Here is a 21,813-nt window from a genome sequence, read left to right as displayed (position 1 = left end):
AAAGGTGTGGACTCCGTAACCCCATTCGCTAAAGGTGTAGAAATAATGCCAGATGGAAGTGTCGTTAGATCTGGAACGAACTATAGCGGGAAATTCCAAGAAGCCCATGATGCCTAAAAAGCGAGTATTCAGAGTAGGATCTCGAATTTGGAGAGTGGTGGGGTTAAGGGTACGGGTAAAAATCCAGAAATAGTGAAATTTACAGAGGAACAATTATCTACTAAACCCTTATATTCTAGAGATCCTGAAAAATGGCAGAAAAAAGGTGGGAAAATCGAAATTAGTGAGGAAGGAATATGGACTTATATTGATTGGGAGATTCCTCCAAATCGAGTTTCTTATCCTGGTGGTTTTCCCGACTTTAAATCTGCTGGGTTGGTAAGACAAGAAGTTCCGATAGGTGAATTTAATAGATATGACATTGATTTTGCTAAAGCTGATGAATTAGCTCCAAATGGACCAAAATTAGATGAAAACACATGGCACCATCATCAAGATTTAACAACAATGCAAGAAGTTAGTAAAGAGATGCATAGAAGATTTCGACATATGGGTGGAATGTCATTAGCTAAGAAGTTAAAAGATTAAATAGGAGTGAAATAAATGAATTTAAATGCTTTTGGTAAAGCAACTGAAGAATCAATTGAAGAATTAGAAGAGTTTTTAGGATTTTTACTTCCGGAAGATTATAAAAAATTTTTAAGTGAATATAACGGAGGTACTTCGAAAGTTAGGTATAGTAAATTTTTTGTTAAAGAATTAAATCAGGAAATCCCTTTAGATGTTTTGTATGGTATAGGTGTAAAAAAAACTTTTGATTTAAGTGAATGCTATGAAGAGTTTGAAGAAGATATGTTACCGACCAGTTTAATCATAGGAGATGATCCGAGTTCAGGGTTAATTGTACTTATTACAGATACTGAAAACCATGGTGTATATTATTGGGATCACTCTTTTTATTTTCCACAGTCTAGTGAAGAAGAAAATACGTATAAAATAGCTGATAGCTTTAAGGATTTTATTAATGGATTGAAGAATCCTTAATTACCAACTTTTATATGTTGTAATTAATAATTTAAGATATTAAGCAAATATACGAAATGGATTACAGTAACTTTATAAATGCTAAAACTATACTTTATATATGAGAATGCTAAAAAATGTGGTGCTTGGTTAAAGGTAACAATCATATATGTAGATGAATAGAAAATAAAGTGTATTTGCAGTGGAAAAAAAGAATAGGCTATTAAAAAGTGCATACTTCAAAACACATGGAATGCATATTAAACTAACGAACTGATAGAAACTCGTAAGTTTTAACGTAGTAGTTGTCATGACATATAAAAGGTGTCGTACTGTTAATACCAAACTTACAGATCTTATAAATCTTACAAATTTATGCTACTTAAAAACATATGAACTTAAAGCACTTGATTGTCTACGAAAGGCAACGAGTGCTTTTTTAATAGATAAACATGCTGTAAATTTTTAGAAATTATTTTTTGTGAATTCAGGCTAACAAAAATTACAAGTATTATATAATTGAAATTAAACTAGCAAAAGGTGTGGACTCCGTATCCCCAATCTTTAAAGGTGTAGAAATAATGCTCGATGGAAGTGTCGCTAGATCTGGAACGAACTATAGCGGGAAATTCCAAGAAGCCCATGATGCCTCAAAGGCGAGTATTCAGAGTAAGATCTCGAATTTGGAGAGTGGTGGGGTTAAGGGTACGGGTAAGGTTACTAAGGATGTAGACAAAATTGATTATGGAGCTTATTTAAAAAAGAATATAGGAGATCCTCCAAAAGATATGTATGATCCGCATGCGCATCATATTGTATTTAAAAAGGGAAATGGAAAAGCCCAAAAAGAATTAGTTAAAGAGGGGCAAGAGATATTAAAGGAATATGATATTGATCCGATTTTAGGACTTGAAAATCTTGTTTGGGCTCCCAATAGGGTTAAAGGTCAGCATGGTATTGAAGCGCTTAGAAATGTTGTTGATAACCTAAAAAAAGTAAGAGATGCTGGTGGAGATAGAGATGATATATTAGAAATGCTTAATAAACTTGGAGATATTGCAAAAAGGAGGAAGTAATTAAGATGGATAGTAAGCAGGTTGCAAAAGAAATCAGGTCATCTATAAAAAATGGCAATGTTGAAGAGGTGGCTGAATTAATTGGTTCTAATAAAGAACTTTTAAATATGATGACACCTTTTGGGACATGGCTTCATGTTGCTGCTTCTAGAGGAAAGTTGGATATAGTAAAAAAACTAGTAGAACTTGGGTCAAATATAAATACGTTAGGTGGTGTATATGGTGGTGGAGCATTAAACGAAGCTGCTTCTGAAGGGCATATTGATATAGTAAGATATTTATTGTCATGTGGAGCTGATATGGACACAAGTGAGCCCGAAAGGAATCCATTGTTTGGTGCAATTAGTAATGAGCATGTTGATATTGCAAAACTGTTAATTGAGAGTGGGATAGATACAAAAGTTAAATATAGTGGTGAATCCATGAAAGATATAGATGCATTAACTTTTGCAAGGGAACAGGGTCAATTAGAAATTGTAAAGTTATTAGAGAACCAAAAAGAATTGAATACTACTATAACCGAAGTAAATGATAATAATCAAGATTATCATGATGAAATCTTAGAGTATGTAACTAAATACTTTGGAACTATCCAAAATACTATAATTGAGATTGTTCCTGGTAGTAAAGTTTCAGTCAATATCCATATAATTTCTCCGTCAATGAATAAAGATTTTGTAACTATGGTAACTACAGGTATGAGTGATGTACCTATGGGTTATTCAAATGAAGAAAGCGAGTTTAAATATGCAGAATTGTTATTGAAATTGCCTTCGAGTTGGGTAGTTGGGAAAGAGAATATGGAGGACAAAAACTATTATTGGCCTCTTGAATGGTTAAGGAAAGTAGCTCATATTCCACATATTTATGATGGATGGCTTGCTGAAGGAGTTATTCTTCCCAATGGAGAACCCCCACAACCATTTGCATCGAATACAAAATTATCATGTATAATGGTATGTCGTCCCAAAGAATTCGGACTAGATAGAGTTCAAGTTGAACAAGGAGATATAAATATTTATACACTTGTTCCTATTTATGAAGAAGAAAGAAATCTGGCGTTAGAAAAGGGTTATGAGTACCTACTTAAAAAAATGAATGAGAAAGGTATCTCAGATGTTTTAGATATAAACAGGGTAAATGTTGGTTTATAGTAAGAATTATAGATATTATTTAACGTAATAATGCTACGTTAGACAGGCCGATTATAGTCAGATAACACTATGATTGGTCTGTTTTTTTGTTTATTTAACTTAGTGCTTGCTTGTTTTACAAGAGAAGAAGAGTACTTTTTTGATTTTAGAACGAAAAGTGAAAAGAGAATTATAATTTTATAAGTGCACTAAGGGTACGGGAGAATCCAGATTAGAATATTTGAGAGGGAAATATGGCAAATTAACTTCTGAACAGCTCCATGCTAATATTAATGAAAGGGCCGGTATTGCATTTCCGCAAAAGTCCTCTAGGAGTCAACTTAAAAATGGAGGTTATATTGTTGAAGATGTTGACTTGTATAAAAAAATGAGTCCAAATAAGAATCGTGCTCTAGGTTTTCAGAATACAAAAAATGATGGATTGGTACAAGCGCATCACGCAATACAAGATGAATGGGCTAAGATATGGGCTAAAACAAGCGGTAATAATTATAGCAGTCGACAAGCACCATCAATATTACTCAAATCTACCTCTGGTGAACCACATGCTATAATATTCGTTCTTCAAAGAGCTAGAAGAAGGAATGAAGGTTTTAGTACGGGTATAATATACGAATTTAATATTAGCTATAAAGAAATGATTGAAGTGGATGTAGATTTTAAAGTAGCAAAAAAAGTAATGTGAGAAGCATATAGATATTTTGATGGATTAGGAGGATTTAAATGATAAATGTTGAAAAATTGTCAACTTACGAATTATATTCTTCAGTTGATGAAAATGAAATTAAAAAAATTGAAGAGGAAATGGGATTAATACTCCCTAATGTTTATAAACAATTACTAAAGCATACAAATGGCTTTGTATCCGATAATGGAGTCGTTATATTTGGAGTGGATATAATAGATGAAATGAATAAAACATATGAAGTCCATGAATATGCAAAGGGTTATGTTGCTGTAGGAAGTAATGGTGGAGGCAAAATACTGTTAATGACTGCAAATGAAAACGCAACAGAGTTAGTACAAGTTGATTCGGGGATTATGGATCCGAATTATGCAACCACAGTAAGTGAGAATTTTATACAGTGGATAAATGACGGAGCGATAGATATTGACTGTGTGGACGAAGAACAGGAAGTGTTTAAGGAAAAACTGTGTAATCTTATATTGGTAAGTCCACCAGTAGGAGGGGCTATGGATTTAAAGAAAATACAAGAGGTATTTATCATCAAAAAGGGATTGTTTGACTTATTAAAAGGATCAAAACAATTACCATTCGTGTTAATGAAAGACATACCTGTTGAGTTGGCTTTAAAAAACATAGAACTGTTAGGCGAATTAGGGGATATATTGAAAATATCTAGTACTGATTAACTGATTTTAGGGCTTAAAATAGAGGGTATTTGAATTAAGCACCGTTTAATACAATTATTAATTCAAAATAATATTGTTGGAAAATTGCTATTGGTTCCGTGTATGTCTTATATAATCAATAAATTAAACTCTTAGAAAATATTATTTGAATTTAGAGCACTTGATTGTCGACTAAAGGCAACGAGTGCTTTTTATTAGATAGAAATGCTATAAATTTTTAGAAATTATTTTTTATGAATTCAGGCTAATGAAAATTACTAGTATTATATAATTGAAAGTACATTAGCAAAAGGTGCGGACTCCGTATCCCTATTCGTTAAAGGTGTAGAAATACTGCCAGATGGAAGTGTCGCTAGAACTGGAACGAACTATAGCGGGAAATTCCAAGAAGCCCATGATGCCTCAAAGGCGAGTATTCAGAGTAGGATCTCGAATTTGGAGAGTGGTGGGGTTAAGGGTACGGGTAATCCTGTTCATAGATCTGAAATTGACGAAGTAATTAAAAATAATTACGATAAAGACGGAAATTTGATTAATAGATCAATTGTGCCTAAGGGATATGATAGTGTTGAAGATTTCTTAAAACAAGTAGATGATACTACTATCAAAGAATTTGGGTATGATAGTGTTGATGAGTTTAAAGAAGTCGTGGGACTAACAGAAACATATTTGAATACTAAAACGAAAAATAATATATTAAATAAGCCTTTAGCAGGAGGAACACATGTGAAAAAAGGAGTAGATTTTGATATTTTAGGATTCCCAATATTTAAAGGGGACGATGTTAAATTTACAATGAGACTAGATAAGAATTTACATATTAGTCCAGATGAGGCACAGTTTAAGGAATGTACAAGGAAATTAAAAGAAGCGATTGATTCAGGCAAGATTCCAAAAGAATTGTTTTCTCCAGATCAATTAGCTCAAATAAATGCTGGTAAGGCAAGAATAAAAGGATTAACTTGGCATCACCATCAAGTCCCTGGCAAGATGCAATTAGTTATTTCAAAAGTACATAAAGTAAATCACTTAGGTGGAAATAAATTATGGGGAGATGGAATTAGATGAGAAAAGTAGAGTGGCAATTTGCTGATGCAACTGTAAGTGAAGATTTTGTAGTGGAAATTGGTAATGAAATAGGTGTTAAATTTCCAAACGATTATATAAAATGTGTAGCTGTGAATAATGGTGCTAATGTGGAACCAGAAATATTTAATGTGAATAATCATGAAAGAGTTTTTGGGACTTTATTATCTTTTGATGAAAATAGTGACGAATATATAGTTGAAGTATATAATGACTTTAGTGATACATTACCTAAAGAATTAATTCCATTTGCATTTGACCCAGCAGGAAATTTAATTTGCTTTGATTATAAAAATCATGAAGAAAATCCAATTGTTGTTTTTTGGGAACATGAAGATGCATGGGAAAAGGAAGCGCTGATGGAAAGTGAAGGGATTACGGCAGAAGAAGCAGAGAAAATCGCAAGAGAAAATGTATTTTACATTGCAGATACATTTACTGATTTTTTAAGTAAATTACACGATTAAAAAATATAATGATGAATGAAAAATAAATTTTATGTGAAGTGGATAGAAAAAATAATAGGGTGTTTGCAAATAGATACTCTATGATGGTTGTACCATCATAGAGTATTATTTGCAATGATAGAATAAAAAAAGAAGTACGAGCTTAGGCGAGATGACATTTTACATGGCGATGAATATAAACACACGGAATGTATACGAAACTAACGAACTCGTACAAACTCGTAAGTTTTAACGTAGTAGTTGTCATGACATATAAAAGGTGTCATACTGTTACTATAAAACTTACAAATTTATGCTACTTAACAACATATGAACTTAAAGCACTTGATTGTCTATGATAGGCAACAAGTGCTTTTTTCGTCTTAGTATAGAAATAAGTTATAATAAAAAAGTTAATATTTTGTTAGATTGAGAAAATAAAGAGTATCTACTAAAAAGCAGCTGTCGATGGCATAAAAACAGCCAGCCACAAAGTAAAAGAGGGTGTAAACTTTGTAGCTTCCACAGCAAAAGGATTTGCCGACAAAATCGGAAATCTATGGAACAAAGGCGCCACAAACGTAAAAACAACTTTCTTGCAGGGGAATGAAAAGATCCAGCACGCAGTAAAAACATTACTGGAATACAAATGGATCCCAGGCGATGGAAAAGGCTTCGCCATAGCTGGAGTAGGAAAGGTCTCAGGAGGAGGACAGTATTCTCTGAAAGAGGCTTATCAGTATATGGAGAGTAAGGTTGTTAAGGGTACGGGTGAAACTCCTAAGATAACTGAAATAAAAGAGAAAGATCTTGGGAAGCACATTATTAAAGGGAAAAATGGAAGAAAAGAACTGGCACCAAACGTGCGTTATATTACCGAGGATGGTTATAAATATACAACAGATGAGCTTGGTAGAATAGTAGATGTTGAGGCAGGAGAATTAATACTTCAAAAAGGAAAACGAAACAAAGGAATGCAAGTGGCAGCAGGCCGTGAAGATAGGTTACCTGATGATGATGGTGGCCACTTGATAGGAACTCAATTCCATGGTTCTGGAGATATTGATAATTTGATTGCTCAAAATAGACAAATTAATCGCTCTGGTGGAGAGTGGTATAATATGGAGCAAGAGTGGGCTAATGCGTTAGGTGGAAAGCCTCCTAAAAAAGTAACAGTAAAGATTGAACCAGTTTATCAAGGAACGTCATTAAGACCAAATTATTTTGAAATAGTTTATGAAATAGAAGGAAAAGGGATATTTGAGAAAACGATTAGAAATCGCGCAGGAGGTTGATTAAAGTGGAAAAAGAAATGAACAAGTTGTATAGAGAAATAGCTGAAACGGTTAATGAAATGATTCCAGAAGAATGGGAGAAATTTTATTTTTATGCTCAGATATCGGAAACTGGAGGGGGAACGTACTTTTTTTATAATACACCTGAAAATAGACAATGCTTTAATTATAGTGCGAAAATCCCATTTAACTATGCTATTGATAAAGAAGAATTTAAAAAAAATAAAAGAAAGCTGTTTGAGTTGAGTGATGAACTAAGAAATGTTTTTAAAGATAATCAGCAAGAACTTTGGTATTCCTTTACAATGACTCTTGAGAGTAGTGGGAAATTTAAGACGCATTATGATTATACAAATTGGTTCGATACAGAATATGGTTTTAGTGACCAAATGATTATTTGGAAAAATAAATACTTAGGAGAAGTACCAAATGATGGAGAATATAAAGCGTTAATCGATAAATATCATAGTGAATTTCCGAATAATCCTATTTAACTAAATGAAAGACAGAAAAAATAATAGGGCGTTTGAAAATAGATACTCCATGATGGTTGTACCATCATGGAGTGTTATGTGCAATGATAGAATAGAAAATAAAGTACGAGCTTAGGCGAGATGACATTTTACCGGGCGATAAATATAAACACATGGAATGTATATTAAACTAACGAACTCGTACAAACTCGTAAGTTTTAATATAGTATTTGTCATGATGTACAAAGGGTGTCATACTGTTACTACAAAACTTACAAATTTACGCTACTTAAAAACATATGAACTTAAAGCACTTGATTGTCAATTAAAGGCAACAAGTGCTTTTTTGTGTTTTAGCGTAGAAAATGGAAAAACAGCATTAGCATTTTGGAAGCAATATCCGTCACCCTCTTGTTTAGAGGGGGCAAATATAAAGCAATTAACGGCTTTTTTAGTAGAGGTTAGTCACAATACATGTTCGGTAAAGAAAGCAAGCGACATATTAAAACTTGTAAAAGAAGATGGACATACAATGAAGGAATATTAAGACACACGAGACTTTTTAGTGAGAAGTATTATACGGGAGATTGAGTTTAAAAAGAAAGAAATGAAATACATCGAAAGAGAATTAAAACAGCTAGTAAATCTACTAGATTATCAATTAGAGACGATGCCGGGAATAGAACTTGTGACGGCATCAGCATTAATTGCAGAAATTGAAGATGTAAGACGATTTCTAAATGCCAACAAATTAGCACGATTTGCGGGGATTGCGCCTGTTTACTTTGGTTCTGGTGGGAAAGGTAAGACACACAAAAGCAAACAAGGAAACAGGCGCTACACGCTTTATTTTATAATTTAGCAGTGGTGCAGCAAGTGCAAGTAGCAAAAGGCAGTAAGATGCCACGAAATCCAGTGTTTCATGCGTACTATCAAAAGAAGCTTAAAGAAGGAAAAACAAAAGGACAAGCATTGGTATGTATTATGAGAAGGCTTGTAAACATTGTATATGGCATGATGAAATATAAAACGGCATATGAATTGCCGATAGTAGAAGAAAAAGAAGTAGTTTAATAAGGTTTACATGGTTTGCTTTTTTATTGTGAGGGTTTAAGATTACAACATAGGGTACGGGTGATAGTAGTAAGACAAACCCTAACAAAATTAAACTAACCCCGGAAAGAGAAAAATACTATCGAATAAAAATAGATGAAGCCAAAGCACGGGGGGATTATAAGGAAGCAGATAACATTAGGTATAATCGTCATTGTGAAGAAACAAAAGAGCCTTTAGAACGTAAAGAGTGGGATGTTAAGCGTGAAAATTTAAAGAAAAGTCAAGAGCGTGGAAGAGAAGAAGAAATAAAAGGAAGAAAAGCTTTGGGAGAACACCTAAATCGTACATTAGAGGACAATAACTCTGGCAAGGTTGTTACGTATACATCCAGTGAAGGGCATCTTACGCGTCCAGATAGTATAGGTCGTAATGCTAAGGATGAAATCGATTTAGTTCATGATCACAAACACAAAATAAGTGACAAAGAACACGTTATTCATAATGACAGCCAAATGCGAGCTGAAAGAGAGATGCTCGAAGATAAAAGTGGAAGTCATATTGTGACAATATCAAGTGATAAACCCGATTTGAATGGAATTCCTCCTAAACCAAGACCAAGTGGGCCTTTAGGAGAAAAGAGTGAGATTTACTATACTGACCCAAGTAGTGGAAAAGTGACTCATAAATGGGAGGGCAATTCACGTTTACCTGGCGGAGGTCGATGGAAAAAACTATGAATAAAAATTATTATGTGACTATATTTTTTAGTATTAAGGAGGATATACATGAAACCTGATTTTTTCTCAATTACAATGTATCCTACAGTATCTTTTAACGAAGAAGAAGTATTAGGTCGTCTTTTGGATGTGTTTGAGTCAAATGAAAAATTTGCTCCTACTCATTGGGGTAACAGTGAAATGGTACGAGTAGAATATAATCGTCAGGAAATCCTGGAAAAAGTAGTTTCAGAGCATAAAGTATCAGAAGTTTACCTTTATCGTGATAAATCGGTGAACTATAGTGGGAGTTTTGAAGTTAACTGGAGTCATCGCTCATTTTTGAAGTTTGAGTTTCATAAATCGATACCTAAAAAATTATGGCCTGCTTTTTTTGAGTTATCTGACCAAATTGCAGAAATTGCGAAACCAAGTTATGGAGTAACTCAAATTTTTTGGCCTTTATCATATCCGTGGAATACCGAACGTGAACGATTACAAATGTGGATGGAAATATCTTCCCAACCAATACCAGTTAGGTTTCTTCCTAACGGTCCCTTAGGGGTAGGGGCTAGAACATACTTTAGCGGTCATATTTTAGAAATGTTTGATAAGGAATTATTACAAAATAGTCCAGCTGTGGTATCTGAGCTAGATTGGGGTGGCCTTTGTATTGATATTTTAAATAATCCATTAGAGAGTGATAGTGATACATTACTTGATAATTGGCTACAAGTAATGAAGTATTTTGAACCAGCACAAGTAATGGCTATACCAAGTTTTGATGAAGATCAAATGGGTGTAACTTATTCTCCAAATATTGCTTGGAAGGACTATCTGAAAAGCTAAATGAAAGGAGCTCGTAATAATGAATGAGAATGATAGAATAAGAGTCATGGAAATATTAAATCAATCTCAATACAATGATGAAATTATAGATGGGCTAGATATGAGCAATTTAGACCTTACTTTTTCTGATTTGTCAGAGGTGATGGCAGAGGGTATCATGGCAAAACAAGTCCATTTAAGAGCTTCTTCACTAATGAGAGCATCTTTTTTTGATTGTGATTTTGAGTTTGCTGATTTCAGGAGCTGTAATTTAGAGGAAATACATATTGCAGATTGTAGATTTGGTGAAGCTAATTTCTCTAAAGCCAATATGAAATATGCAAAGGTAAATATAAGTAGTTGTTTTGAAACATGTTTTGATGAAGTTGATTTTTCATATGGAGAATTAGTTGGAACGATATTAAATCATGCTACTTTTCGACGAGCAAATTTATATAAAATAGATGCAAAACAGGCCGACTGTACGGGAACGGATTTCAGCAACGCGAATCTTACAGAAGGTAACTTTGAAAAAGCATATTTAGAAGATGCTAATTTATCAGAAGTAAACGCTAGAAATGCAGATTTTACAAACGCAGATTTAACAGGAGCGACCCTTTTAAATGGTGATTTTACTGACGCGAATTTTACTGGTGCTAAACTTGACAATGTAGTTTGGACAGGAGCAAAGGTAGAAGGAGCCAAGTTTGACGAAAATGTGAAGGAACAAATCTTAAAAATGATTTAAATATGATGGGAAGTATATACATTTAAGCACTCGAAAACCTATGATTGGTAGCGAGTGCTTTTTTCGTAGAGATTGATAAATAAGTGAAAATCAATATAGATTATTTTTAAGGATTGTTAGATAGATTAAGTCGGGAATATTATATAATTGAAAATACAGTAGCAAAAGGTGCGGACTCCGTATCCCAAATCTTTAAAGGTGTAGAAATACTGCCAGATGGAAGTGTCGTTAGATCTGGAACGAACTATAGCGGGAAATTCCAAGAAGCCCATGATGCCTCAAAGGCGAGTATTCAGAGTAGGATCTCGAATTTGGAGAGTGGTGGGGTTAAGGGTACGGGGGAAGGTACTCAAACTAAAAAAATTAAACTGACTAATGAAAGAACTGCAGAATATGAAGAAGCTATGACAAAAGCAGCTAGAGATTTACCTCCTTATAGTAGAAAACCTAATAAACCAAGAGATTTTGAAGAAAAAGTAGTAGATGATTCTACAGGAATTACTACTTATACATTTACATCTAAGAAAAATGGGGAAACTTATAAAGTTAAATATGATAAAGATGGTTACCCAATTTTTAATTCAAAATATGAAACATCTTTATCAGAGTCATATCATTTAGAGCCTGACTCAGTGCAGTTTAAATATCTCTCACAAAAATTATATGACGATATAATGAAAGATCCAAACTTAGCAAAACAATTCAGCCAAACAGATATTGAGTTATTCAAATTAGGTAAGAAGCCAAAATCAGTCACATGGCATCATCATCAAGAGACTGGTAAAATGCAACTTGTTGATTACTATGAACATCAGGTTGCGGGTCATACAGGTGGTAGAGCAATTTGGGGTGGTGGAGATGACGGTAGAACAGGTAAACTGAAGAAAATTATTTTGGAGATGATAAAATGAGCCGAGTAACTTGGCTATTTACGGATGGAGCGATAGATGAGCAAGTAATTATTGCTGTGGAGAATTCATTTGGTGTCAGATTTCCAGATGACTACCGTGAATGCATTAAAAAAAATAACGGTGGTTATCCTGAGCCTAATATTTATGATATTAATGATGATGAGGGTGGAGCAGTCTTTGATTGTCTATTAAGTTTTACAAGCAAAGATGCAAATATAGAAGTTGTTTATGAATTAACTTCACTTCCGGAAGGTATTATTCCATTTGCAAGAGACCCATTTGGGGGACTTATTTGTTTTAATTACTGTGATACTAAAGATTCTCCGTCAGTAGTTTTCTATGATCAGGAATCAGTGAATGAGGATAAAATTAAATTAATATGCGACTCTTTTTCTGAATTGATTGAGAGATTATACTCTGATTGAGAAAAACAAAATGAACAGGAAAGAAGGTTAATTGTATGAGGAATTTAGATTTTGAATATACTTTTACCCCTATTGGCATTGAAGATATCGAAGATTTCGAAAATAAGTATGGTATATTGTTACCTGCTGATTATAAACAATTTTTGCTGTCTAAAAATGGAGGGAAAACTGAGCAACGAAGATTTAAAACTAATGATACAACTAAGAAAGGCGTAATAACATCGTCTGTTTCAATGTTTTTTCCTCTATCAATAGAAAATGAAATAAATCTAGAAGAGAAATTAAGAAGTTATAATTTGATGCAAGTGGTACCAAGTAATTTTCTTCCAATTGGAATTGACCCCGCGGGGAGTTTGATTTGTTTATCAATTGATGGGAAAGATAGAGGTAGTGTATATCATTGTGATATGGATTACTTTGAAGAAGATAACGAGTTAAGAGAGGAATACATCCGACTAATTTCTAAAAGTTTCTCTGAATTTGTGGATAATTTATATATTCCTGAAAACTAATGATAGGATTTTATTGATTGGAATTAGTTAATAGTTGGTTAATCTCTTTAATTTAAACGGGGCTTTCTTTATGGTCTAACGACCTAGAGAAAGCCTCTTCTTTTTCCCCGAATTATTTAAAAGTACAACATAGGGGACGGGTGAAGTTCCTAAAGTTAATCCGAAAATTAAAGTGAATTTTAAGACTGGTTATGATAAGCATTTAATTGAAGTAGAAGGTTTTAAAGCAAAACAGACTATAGGTATAAAAGATGGACACAACCTTGAAAACTTTGAATAGTACATTTTAGACAACTTCGGTGATCCGATAAAGAATATTAATCAAGGTGTAACAAAAACGCCACATCCGGATATTCTAGGTATTTATGAAGTTAAATACAAGCTCCCTGTTTATGACGGAATGAGCACGGCTTAACGGTGGAAAAAGGAATATCAGAATGTTCCAATTCCTGTTAAGGTTAGGCTTAGTCAAACGGCTGATTTATTCGGATTGAGGTCCCTCCAAGTTGATACGGAAAAGTTTGGAAACCTAATTAGCAAGTTCGAAAGGAAAGTCGATGAAGTTTCTAAGGGTACGGGTGAAGGTAGTAGGATTATTCCTGGTACTCCGGGTATTGCAATAGGAGGAAATTCTACTAAATTAGGAAAAAATATGATGACAGAAATGGGGCTTAGACGTTCAACTAAATGGAGTGGATATCAAGCACAGCATATTATTCCTTCTGAAATGGCAGATAATCCTGTCATTAAAAAGATAGGTATGAACTTTGATGACTCATCAAATGGTATTTTTCTAAGAGTACCAGATGATAATATAAGTACAATGGCTAGACACAGAGGATATCATTCTGTTTACAATGAAGTAGTTGCAAGAGCATTAAATAAAATGGATATTAGCCAAAGTATTGATAGTTTACAAAAGCAGGTATATGATTTGCAAAAAAATTTAAGGAAATTACAGGGGAATGGTTTACCATTGTACCCAAGCCCAGGTGCAACAGTAGAACTCTGGGAAAGAAAGCTAAAACAATTGGAAATACAAAATAAGTAAATATCAGTAAGGTGGTAAGGTGTAATGGAAAATAAAGATATTAGTTTGCTTGAAGAATTACTTTATAATACAAATAAAGAGGATACAATTAGCCGAATAAAGAATATAGATAATCCAATACTCCTTCATTGTTTTGCAGCAAATTATAATTGGAATAGTGGATTTGATATACCAAATGCAATTCTTGAAAACAAAGATTGTGACTTAGGAACGGGATTACTAATGTTTCATTATGCAGACGGATATCGATTATTAGAAAGTCCAGAGGAAGTTTCGAATTCTCCATTACAAGAATGGAAGGTTTTTATATTAAAACTTCAAAATAAAATTATGAATTTGGAGTTTAAAACACAAAATATATCATTTAGCTCTGAATTAACAAAAATTCAAATATTCAAGTTGAAAAAAAGGAACCCAAGTATTTCAGATATTCTTATTAATGAGTCACCAGGAAATATAATTGATATTCCTAAAATATAAATAAACATTAAAAACTCATTACAGTAAATAAATGAGCTTAGTTATAGTGATTTTATAAACCTTACTATACTAAATTATATTTTATGGACGGATATAATAAAGTTCGTGGTGCTAAATTTAAATACGCATAAGTATATATGAATAAAAAATAAAGTATATGTGAAGTAGATAGAAAAAATAAAAGGTTTTTTGAAAGTATGTACTCCATCATGGTTGTACCATCATGGAGTACTGTGTGCAATGATAGAATAGAAAATAAAGTAAAATCTTAGGTGAGATAGCATTTTATTTGGCGATGAATATAAACATATGGAATGTATATTAAACTAACGAACTCATACAAACTCGTAAGTGTTAACATAGTCGTTGTCACGACATATAAATGGTGTCATACTGTTACTACAAAATTTATAAATTTATGCTACTTAAAAATAGATGAACTTAAAGCACTCGATTGTCGATTAAAGGCAACGAGTGTTTTTTTGCGTATTAGCGTAGAAATTTAACAGATAACTATAATTTTATTATGTAAAATTTTTATATAGTTTTCTATACAACTAAAGAGAAGAAAAATGTTCACTATTACTTTCATTTCTGTTATAAAAATTCTACAATAGAAGACAGAACGTATATTTGGTATAATCAAAATATACTATATGAAATGATGTACATGAGTTTGAAATTCATGTAATGAGGTAAGAAATACATAACAATAGCTAATATTTAAAGTTTTCGTACCTATAGAATTCAATTCATGTTATATAAATCAATTGTTAGAAAGGAAAAGATGTAATGAATCAAATTTCATTTGAAGATTTATTTGAAGAAGAAAAAGAAAAGGTGGAGGTAGCTGAGGTATGTAAGGTACCAGCCCCTTTATCACCATTACAAAAAGATATTTTAGAATTAATTGATTCTGAAGAAATAAGTGCGCTTGAGCTATGTGAACGATTAATACGATCTGGTAAAATACCCGATGAAAGATTCACTACGAATAAGCCTAAAGCATATGGACAAGTATGTTTACTATTAGAAGGTTTTGTTACAGAAGGAAAACTTATTTTTATCAAAGATGATGAGAAAAGAGATAGGGTATATAAATTGAAAGAAGAAGTTTGAGATGTATAGGGGGGAGATGAATGATTGGTTCCCTTTAACTTGCAGTTCCGTTAGTCTAGTAATGTCCACTAAAAAGGTGTCAATCTCTCCTAGATTGACACCTTCATACTTTTAACATCTTACATACTTACGCTTGAAACCAAGTCTTCCTCTATCAAGTTCTTTCTGAATACTTTCAGAAGCATTTAACAAATTGCTTTTTTTATTATCACGTTTGACTTCAACTATACCAACTTCTTTTGCAGTCTCGACTGCTTTTTCATGTAGTGGTACATATGAGATTGCCACAGTGTTTAGGAAATTATTCATAGCGGATTTTGTTCGTTCTGGAGAATGATGAATTGTATCTTTCACCATTCCAAGCATATCGGAAATTTTACTTTCGGAAAATTCATTGTCTTTGCGGTTTCCTAAAAGCCAACAGTAGCAACTCCAGCCTGCAGACATTTTAAGCTCGTCCCCACTTGCAATCCATTTATCAGCAACATCTTGTGCGATATTTGACTCTGATAAAGTTACTGCCACCACATAATCGGATAGCATATAAAAATATGCCCCGTCTATCCAGCGATCAAAATCAGATTCACTCATAGATTTTGGGTCGGCAATAATACCTGCAAAGTACATAGCATCGTAGTTACCTGTGGCATAAAGCTCTTCAGCTAACTCTTGATTTAATTTTATTTTTTTAGCGATTGGTTTCATAGCACCTGTAGCTACTCCGAATACTGGCTCATGCGCACCGTTAGATATGTATATTTTTTTCGTTCGTTCCTTACCTAGAGCCTCAAGTTCTTGCATAACTGTTTTAAAATCCATAGCTGTGCACTTCCTTCCTTCATGTAAGAGCCTTTTTAAGTCTTTCATATTTCTTATTTTAATACTAATTGTATTTAAGAGGTATGTCTACTTTCTAAAGGCATCGAAACTTGGTTTGAATTTTAGATGAAATAAAGAGCTAATTAAAAGGGTGGTATAATATAGAAAAAGTGAATGATGAAAATCAAATAGGGGGTATTCAATTGGAAATAAAATTGAATCGATTATATAGAGAGATAGCGGAAATGGTTCATGCCATGATTCCAGAAGAATGGGAGAAATTTTATTTTTATGCACAAATATCAGAAGCTGGAGGGGGAACTTACTTTTTTTATAACAACTTCAGAAATAAACAAAATTATAAGTATAGTGTAGAAATTCCTTTTAAATACGAAGTTAATGAAGAGGAGTTTGAAAGGAAAGAAGATTCTTTATATAAATTGAGTAAGGAATTAAGAGATGTTTTTAAAGATAATCAGCAAGAGCTTTGGTACTCTTTTACAATGTCTCTGGAACATAGTGGGGAATTTAACATGCATTTCGATTATACCAATTGGCTCGAAACAGAATATAGTTTTAGTGATCAAATGATTATTTGGAAACATAAATACTTAGGTGAAGTACCAATTAATGAAAATGATAAAGCGTTAATTAATAAGTATGATAATGAATTTCCGAATAACCCCATTTAACTAAATGGAAAGAAGAAATGTTTTTTATAAAAATTATGTGTTTTAAAGTAGTCGGTAAGTTATAAAATTGGTTCTGCAAGATAAAAAATAAAGGAGAACTACAATGGAAGTACACGGAATGGTTTCAATATGGTTCGGTAATATGCAAACGCAAGATCAGTTGGATACATATATAGATGTTACGTATGATGAAGAAGGAGACGCTATACCAGCGAGTTTTTTTGTTGATTTTAATATTGATATGATTGATGTAGATGAGGATTTTATTGAAAAGGAAGTGTTAGAAGAAGCGAGTGATGACATTTCTATGTTATTAACGGGATGTTCATATGATGACAAAATACTTTCTCGAATTAAGGAAGTAGTTAAATTAAATAAATGCTATAATTCTATCGTTTTAATTTATAATTTTCAGTATGACAATTCGGTTAGTAATTTTGAAGCTTTTGATTTTGTGACTGCTACAAGTTATCTATAGTTAGAAGCAAAGTATAGTAGAATAAAAATGCATTTGTATAGTTTTTCCAATGAATATTTGGTATGATGGTGAATGGGAAAAATATACAAGCAGTTAGTGGTTCATAAAAGGGGGATTGAATTGAAAAGAACGCCTGAATTTGTATTAGGTTTAATTGGTGGCATTTTGGGAATTATTATTTCCATAATATTAATAGTTGTAGCGTTTAATATTATGGAAGGTGTTGATTACGAACTTTTAGCTTATTACTCTATTATTTTAACGGTTCAAATAGGGTTGTTCATTTTATCGTGTTTAGTAAACAAGGTTAATAATAAAGTTTATGGAGTTTGTATGATTGTGATTCCTATAGTTATGTTATTTATGTCATTATTCTTTTTACTTATTCCGACAATTTTACAAATTATATCTGGTTCATTTGCATTTAGGACATTAAAGTTAGAATCGAATGTAAGCTAAATATAATTATTAACGTCTGAATATTCGGTTTTTTAAATGTTTTCGTTTGCAGTTCAAATTAACATAAAGTACAAAGTTGTACGCTTTAGGAGGAGAAATAGATGATTATTTGGTCTGGTTGGGGTTTTTTAGTCGCAATTATTGTAATTATTAATACTCTTTTGGGTAAGGCTATCTTTGGATCTATAACGGGGGACGCTACATATTTTCAAGACCATAGTTGGCCAATGGCGGTAATGTTTATTATATCAGGGGTTATGTCTTGGTATTTAGGTAAATATATTAATAAGCCAGATGGGAAAGTTTATATAGATGCCGAAACTGGTGAAAAAGTTATGTTTAACAAAAAGCACTCATTATTTTTTATAAAAATGGAATATTGGGGACCGATTCTAGGAGTTATTGCGATTGTAACTTTAATTACAAGATAAAAAAAGAGGATGGGTATAGTAAGAGTAATCTATTCAAGTAGAAGGAGAAATCAGTCATGAATGCAAAGAAACTACTAGGGGTAGCAGTTCCGGTCATGTTGTTATTTGGTTGTGGAGTTTCTGAGAAAACGAACACTTCTAAACAGGAGAAAACGGAAGAGTCTAAAGTAAAAGAATCGAAGTCTAATAGTAAGAAAGAAAAAGTTTCAAAGGAAGACTATCCTAATAAAGTGTATAAATTAGGAGTAGAGTTTGATAAGTTGTTTGCGGAGCATAACAATATTACAAGAGAGGTTTTTGACGGTAAGAAAAAGAAATCAGATATAGTAGATAGTGTGAAAGAATTAAATAAAACGTTAGATAAATTCGAGTCGATAGATCCCCCTGCAGAGTATGTAAATCAACAAAAGGATTTTGAAAAAGCAATTAGTTATTTTAGAGAGTCTTTTTCTTTAATAAATGAAGTATTCACCAGAAAAGAAAAAAGAGAAAAAGGTGATAAGACTGATAAAGAGTTAATAGAGAAATCTGAAAAGCTAGTGAAAGAAGGAGATATTTACTGGCTTAAGGCATTCAAAGATCTTGAAGGGGATATTAAAATCGGTGACGGTACAGTATCAATGAAAGATTTGAAAGAGTTAGATAAGAAAGCTGGAATTAATACAGATAACGTTATGAAGAATGTGAAGGATGGTACGGAATTAATCGGTAATTGGGGATTCCAAGGAACAGACGGTTTCAATATGTCACTCATTTTAAAAGGTGATAAGACATTTGAAACGTATGGTAAAGGTGAGTATCCAAATAAAAAGAATTATATTGAAGGAACTTGGGAATATGATAAGGAAGCTTTTACAATCTATTTACATCTCAATAAACGTTTAGTAGACGGTGTAGAAGATACAATTCAAAAAAAGAAAATAGCATATAAAGTTCAAGATTATGATGGGGAAAACTTGCGATTATTTAATGAGACGTCATTTAATACAATTAAGTATGTGAAGCAAAGTTAAAGTTATGTAGGACTAGGTTTAAATGGCCTGGTCCTTCATTAAAGTGCGAGTATGTAAATAATATGTTATCTTTCGTTCTGTTTACTTAGTATCATGTTATTCTTTAATAGAGTAATAAATGGAGTTTTGCATTAAATATATGAGGTTGGTTACAAATGATAAAAAAATTTACTAGATTAGTATTAATAGTGGTTATCCCAATCAGTCTTATTACAGGTTGTGGGGCTGCTGAAAAAACTGAAGCACAAAAGCCGAAAGCGGTACAAACGGAGAAAAAGGACTATATGGATTACTCATATGGTAGCAAAGGTATATTAGTAAGTGGCAAAGCGAAAGAACGGCAACAATACGAGATTGGATATATGGATGATAATAAGTTAATTGGGATTGACGAAAATATTGAAGACTGCATTATTTTAGATAATAAAGATGAAGCAGGTCTCATTTGGAAGCAAATAGAGCGTGGATCTATTATTGAAGTGCAATACGGTAAGGATCGCAATGATATCGTAGGCGTGCAATTCGTAGGAGATCGTGAGTCATACGAAATTAGTGATAAGTTTGATCGGAATACGATAAATGAGATTGTTGAAAACGTTAAAGGGAATTTGTAATAGATGTATTTCGATAGTATAGGATCTCTTATTATGAAATTGTGAATCAACGGCATTTTTTATATGAAAATGCCGTTGATTTGCGTTAAAAAATAAATGCTATTCTATAGTCTTATAGAAAAACACGTATTAATCATAAATCAATTATTCTTCGTTCAGCTGTGATGATCGCCGCAAGGTTATTATCCAAAATAAAAGAGCACAAGCACTAACAGATAAACCTAATATGCATACGCCATTCCAACCATATTTTGCATACGTATTTGTTGAAAGAATTGCACCTGTTGCACTACCGATAGAATAAAAAATCATGTAACTGGCAGTAAGTCGACTTCTTGCTTCGGGACGCACTGTGAACAGCATACTTTGATTGGTGACATGTACAGCTTGCACCGCTAAATCTAAGAGGATAATGCCGAAAATTAGTAATAATAGAGAGTGATTAATAGATTTAATTAGGAGCCATGAAAGTACTAATAAAGATAAAGCTATGCCAGTTGTTCTTTGTCCTAATCCTTTATCAGCTAATTGTCCAGCTTTAGTAGCAGCTAATGCACCTGCAACTCCAGCAAGGCCGAATGCACCAATAGCTGTATGTGAAAGATTATGTGGTGTAACACTTAGAGGTAATACTAAAGAAGTCCATAAAATACTGAATGAAGTGAAAATGAGCAATGCTAATATTCCGCGAATGCGTAGGAGTCGTTCTTCTACAAATAATAAGATTACAGAACGTATTAACTTCCGGTAAGGCATAGTTGTCATTCTGCTCTGTTCAAGAGTAGGTAAATTACGATATAACAAAACAGTTACGAATAGTATAAGTGTAGCGGAGGTGAGATAAACGGACCGCCATCCAGCTAAATCTGTTAATGCGCCTGCAAATGTACGCGCAAGGAGAATGCCTATTACAACGCCGCTTGTAACAAAACCTACTATGCGTCCACGTTCTGCTGGTTTTGCTAAAATGGATGCGTATGCGACGAGTGTTTGCGTAACTGTTGCAAGGATTCCTACTAAGGCCATACCTATAAAAAGTACGATGGCCGAAGGAGCGGTCCCAACTACAATTAAAGCGATAACAGATAAAAGCATTTGAATAATAATGAGTCTTTTTTGGTTTAATAAGTCACCAAGTGGAACTAATAAAAGTAATCCGAATGCATAACAAACTTGAGTAATAGTAATCACAATACCGATAGTTGAATGACTAATCTTAAATTCATTTGATAAAGAATCAAGTAGTGGATGAGCGAAATATATATTTGCCACCGCCATCCCACAAGCTATTGCGAATAATAGAGTCATGTAGCGGGACATGTTTGTGCTAATAGGTGAATGTAACTGGGGATCATTATGTTTTAGAGTGGTCATTATCTTTTCTTTGCTATTCATAAAATCAGCTCCATTTTGTATTGTTGTAAATAACGTACCGAACGGTATGTTATTTTGTAAGTAAAATATAATCTTGAGTAAATGTATATGTCAAGTTTATTCTAATTTAATTCCGTTTTCTTTGACAAATCGTTTATAA

The 21,813-nt window shown here is 32.9% G+C and carries 25 protein-coding genes and 3 pseudogenes; 26 read left to right on the top strand and 2 right to left on the bottom strand.

Annotated elements, in window-relative coordinates:
* The first annotated feature begins 6 nt into the window (after window positions 1–6).
* The 20 genes and pseudogenes from MHI26_RS16600 (at window position 7) to MHI26_RS16505 (ending at window position 15,773) form a co-directional block, all read left to right on the top strand.
* Window positions 7–588: pseudogene (locus MHI26_RS16600) on the top strand (HNH endonuclease).
* Window positions 589–603: 15 nt separating this feature from the next.
* Complete coding sequence (locus MHI26_RS16595) at window positions 604–1,044, top strand: SMI1/KNR4 family protein (protein WP_001052204.1); 441 nt, start codon at window positions 604–606, stop codon at window positions 1,042–1,044.
* Between the two features lie 560 nt (window positions 1,045–1,604).
* The gene (locus MHI26_RS16590) at window positions 1,605–2,099 is read left to right on the top strand and encodes an AHH domain-containing protein (RefSeq protein ID WP_153588130.1); all 495 of its coding nucleotides are present in this window, start codon (window positions 1,605–1,607) and stop codon (window positions 2,097–2,099) included.
* Between the two features lie 5 nt (window positions 2,100–2,104).
* On the top strand, window positions 2,105–3,253 hold the full coding sequence (locus MHI26_RS16585) for a suppressor of fused domain protein (RefSeq protein WP_061666580.1): 1,149 nt from the start codon (window positions 2,105–2,107) through the stop codon (window positions 3,251–3,253).
* 220 nt (window positions 3,254–3,473) lie between these two features.
* On the top strand, window positions 3,474–3,938 hold the full coding sequence (locus MHI26_RS16580) for a hypothetical protein (protein WP_061666579.1): 465 nt from the start codon (window positions 3,474–3,476) through the stop codon (window positions 3,936–3,938).
* Window positions 3,939–3,976: 38 nt separating this feature from the next.
* The gene (locus MHI26_RS16575) at window positions 3,977–4,627 is read left to right on the top strand and encodes an SMI1/KNR4 family protein (protein WP_061666578.1); all 651 of its coding nucleotides are present in this window, start codon (window positions 3,977–3,979) and stop codon (window positions 4,625–4,627) included.
* A gap of 333 nt (window positions 4,628–4,960) precedes the next feature.
* On the top strand, window positions 4,961–5,695 hold the full coding sequence (locus MHI26_RS16570; RefSeq protein ID WP_430794016.1) for an HNH endonuclease: 735 nt from the start codon (window positions 4,961–4,963) through the stop codon (window positions 5,693–5,695).
* Window positions 5,692–6,180, top strand: coding sequence for an SMI1/KNR4 family protein (locus MHI26_RS16565; RefSeq protein WP_001233230.1), 489 nt, complete (start codon window positions 5,692–5,694; stop codon window positions 6,178–6,180). The genes MHI26_RS16570 and MHI26_RS16565 overlap by 4 nt, the downstream gene beginning before the upstream one ends.
* A 575-nt stretch (window positions 6,181–6,755) precedes the next feature.
* Window positions 6,756–7,454, top strand: a complete 699-nt coding sequence (locus MHI26_RS16560) for a DNA/RNA non-specific endonuclease (RefSeq protein ID WP_001161860.1) — start codon at window positions 6,756–6,758, stop codon at window positions 7,452–7,454.
* Between the two features lie 5 nt (window positions 7,455–7,459).
* Window positions 7,460–7,948 carry an antitoxin YezG family protein gene (locus tag MHI26_RS16555; protein ID WP_061668096.1) on the top strand — a complete coding sequence of 163 codons (489 nt, stop codon included), beginning with the start codon at window positions 7,460–7,462 and terminating at the stop codon, window positions 7,946–7,948.
* 331 nt (window positions 7,949–8,279) lie between these two features.
* Window positions 8,280–9,001 (top strand): annotated as a pseudogene (locus MHI26_RS16550) (transposase); the annotation flags it as partial.
* A 68-nt stretch (window positions 9,002–9,069) separates the two neighbouring features.
* Window positions 9,070–9,720, top strand: a pseudogene (locus tag MHI26_RS16545) (ADP-ribosyltransferase); the annotation flags it as partial.
* A 48-nt stretch (window positions 9,721–9,768) separates the two neighbouring features.
* A complete protein-coding gene (locus MHI26_RS16540) occupies window positions 9,769–10,548 on the top strand; it encodes a hypothetical protein (protein ID WP_061668093.1) in 780 nt (259 codons plus the stop codon).
* A 19-nt stretch (window positions 10,549–10,567) separates the two neighbouring features.
* Window positions 10,568–11,275 (top strand): pentapeptide repeat-containing protein, encoded by a 708-nt coding sequence (locus MHI26_RS16535; RefSeq protein ID WP_061668092.1) that lies wholly within the window; start codon window positions 10,568–10,570, stop codon window positions 11,273–11,275.
* Between the two features lie 113 nt (window positions 11,276–11,388).
* On the top strand, window positions 11,389–12,186 hold the full coding sequence (locus MHI26_RS16530) for an HNH endonuclease (RefSeq protein WP_097888914.1): 798 nt from the start codon (window positions 11,389–11,391) through the stop codon (window positions 12,184–12,186).
* Window positions 12,183–12,611 (top strand): SMI1/KNR4 family protein, encoded by a 429-nt coding sequence (locus tag MHI26_RS16525; RefSeq protein WP_000092333.1) that lies wholly within the window; start codon window positions 12,183–12,185, stop codon window positions 12,609–12,611. Before MHI26_RS16530 ends, MHI26_RS16525 begins: the two co-directional genes overlap by 4 nt.
* Window positions 12,612–12,646: 35 nt before the next feature.
* Entirely contained in the window at window positions 12,647–13,123 is a 477-nt protein-coding gene (locus MHI26_RS16520) for an SMI1/KNR4 family protein (RefSeq protein WP_061666903.1), read from the top strand.
* 490 nt (window positions 13,124–13,613) lie between these two features.
* Window positions 13,614–14,174, top strand: a complete 561-nt coding sequence (locus MHI26_RS16515; protein WP_225988058.1) for an AHH domain-containing protein — start codon at window positions 13,614–13,616, stop codon at window positions 14,172–14,174.
* A 24-nt stretch (window positions 14,175–14,198) separates the two neighbouring features.
* Window positions 14,199–14,654, top strand: coding sequence for a DUF4274 domain-containing protein (locus tag MHI26_RS16510; protein ID WP_000428103.1), 456 nt, complete (start codon window positions 14,199–14,201; stop codon window positions 14,652–14,654).
* Window positions 14,655–15,446: 792 nt separating this feature from the next.
* Window positions 15,447–15,773: a DUF3895 domain-containing protein gene (locus MHI26_RS16505; protein ID WP_001071909.1), complete on the top strand. Its 327-nt coding sequence runs from the start codon at window positions 15,447–15,449 to the stop codon at window positions 15,771–15,773.
* 111 nt (window positions 15,774–15,884) lie between these two features.
* Here the strand turns inward: MHI26_RS16505 and MHI26_RS16500 are convergent, their stop codons facing one another.
* On the bottom strand, window positions 15,885–16,592 hold the full coding sequence (locus MHI26_RS16500; RefSeq protein WP_061666904.1) for a DNA alkylation repair protein: 708 nt from the start codon (window positions 16,590–16,592) through the stop codon (window positions 15,885–15,887).
* A gap of 203 nt (window positions 16,593–16,795) precedes the next feature.
* On the opposite strand from MHI26_RS16500, the gene MHI26_RS16495 reads away from it, so the two are divergent.
* The 6 genes from MHI26_RS16495 (at window position 16,796) to MHI26_RS16470 (ending at window position 20,279) form a co-directional block, all read left to right on the top strand.
* On the top strand, window positions 16,796–17,284 hold the full coding sequence (locus MHI26_RS16495; protein ID WP_061666905.1) for an antitoxin YezG family protein: 489 nt from the start codon (window positions 16,796–16,798) through the stop codon (window positions 17,282–17,284).
* Between the two features lie 103 nt (window positions 17,285–17,387).
* Window positions 17,388–17,762, top strand: coding sequence for an immunity 22 family protein (locus MHI26_RS16490; protein WP_061666906.1), 375 nt, complete (start codon window positions 17,388–17,390; stop codon window positions 17,760–17,762).
* Between the two features lie 120 nt (window positions 17,763–17,882).
* Window positions 17,883–18,221 (top strand): DUF4064 domain-containing protein, encoded by a 339-nt coding sequence (locus MHI26_RS16485; protein ID WP_000831724.1) that lies wholly within the window; start codon window positions 17,883–17,885, stop codon window positions 18,219–18,221.
* A 101-nt stretch (window positions 18,222–18,322) separates the two neighbouring features.
* Entirely contained in the window at window positions 18,323–18,652 is a 330-nt protein-coding gene (locus MHI26_RS16480; protein ID WP_000587853.1) for a hypothetical protein, read from the top strand.
* A gap of 56 nt (window positions 18,653–18,708) precedes the next feature.
* Window positions 18,709–19,665, top strand: a complete 957-nt coding sequence (locus MHI26_RS16475) for a DUF3994 domain-containing protein (RefSeq protein ID WP_061666907.1) — start codon at window positions 18,709–18,711, stop codon at window positions 19,663–19,665.
* A gap of 155 nt (window positions 19,666–19,820) precedes the next feature.
* Window positions 19,821–20,279, top strand: coding sequence for a hypothetical protein (locus MHI26_RS16470; RefSeq protein ID WP_000591634.1), 459 nt, complete (start codon window positions 19,821–19,823; stop codon window positions 20,277–20,279).
* 144 nt (window positions 20,280–20,423) lie between these two features.
* Here MHI26_RS16470 and MHI26_RS16465 read toward each other — a convergent pair whose 3' ends face one another.
* Window positions 20,424–21,674 carry an MFS transporter gene (locus tag MHI26_RS16465; RefSeq protein ID WP_061666908.1) on the bottom strand — a complete coding sequence of 417 codons (1,251 nt, stop codon included), beginning with the start codon at window positions 21,672–21,674 and terminating at the stop codon, window positions 20,424–20,426.
* Between the last annotated feature and the right edge of the window lie 139 nt (window positions 21,675–21,813).

The sequence above is a fragment of the Bacillus sp. FSL K6-1218 genome (genome assembly GCF_038006445.1).
Lineage (GTDB): Bacteria > Bacillota > Bacilli > Bacillales > Bacillaceae_G > Bacillus_A > Bacillus_A thuringiensis_S.
This window is presented reverse-complemented; position numbering and strand designations above follow the sequence as displayed.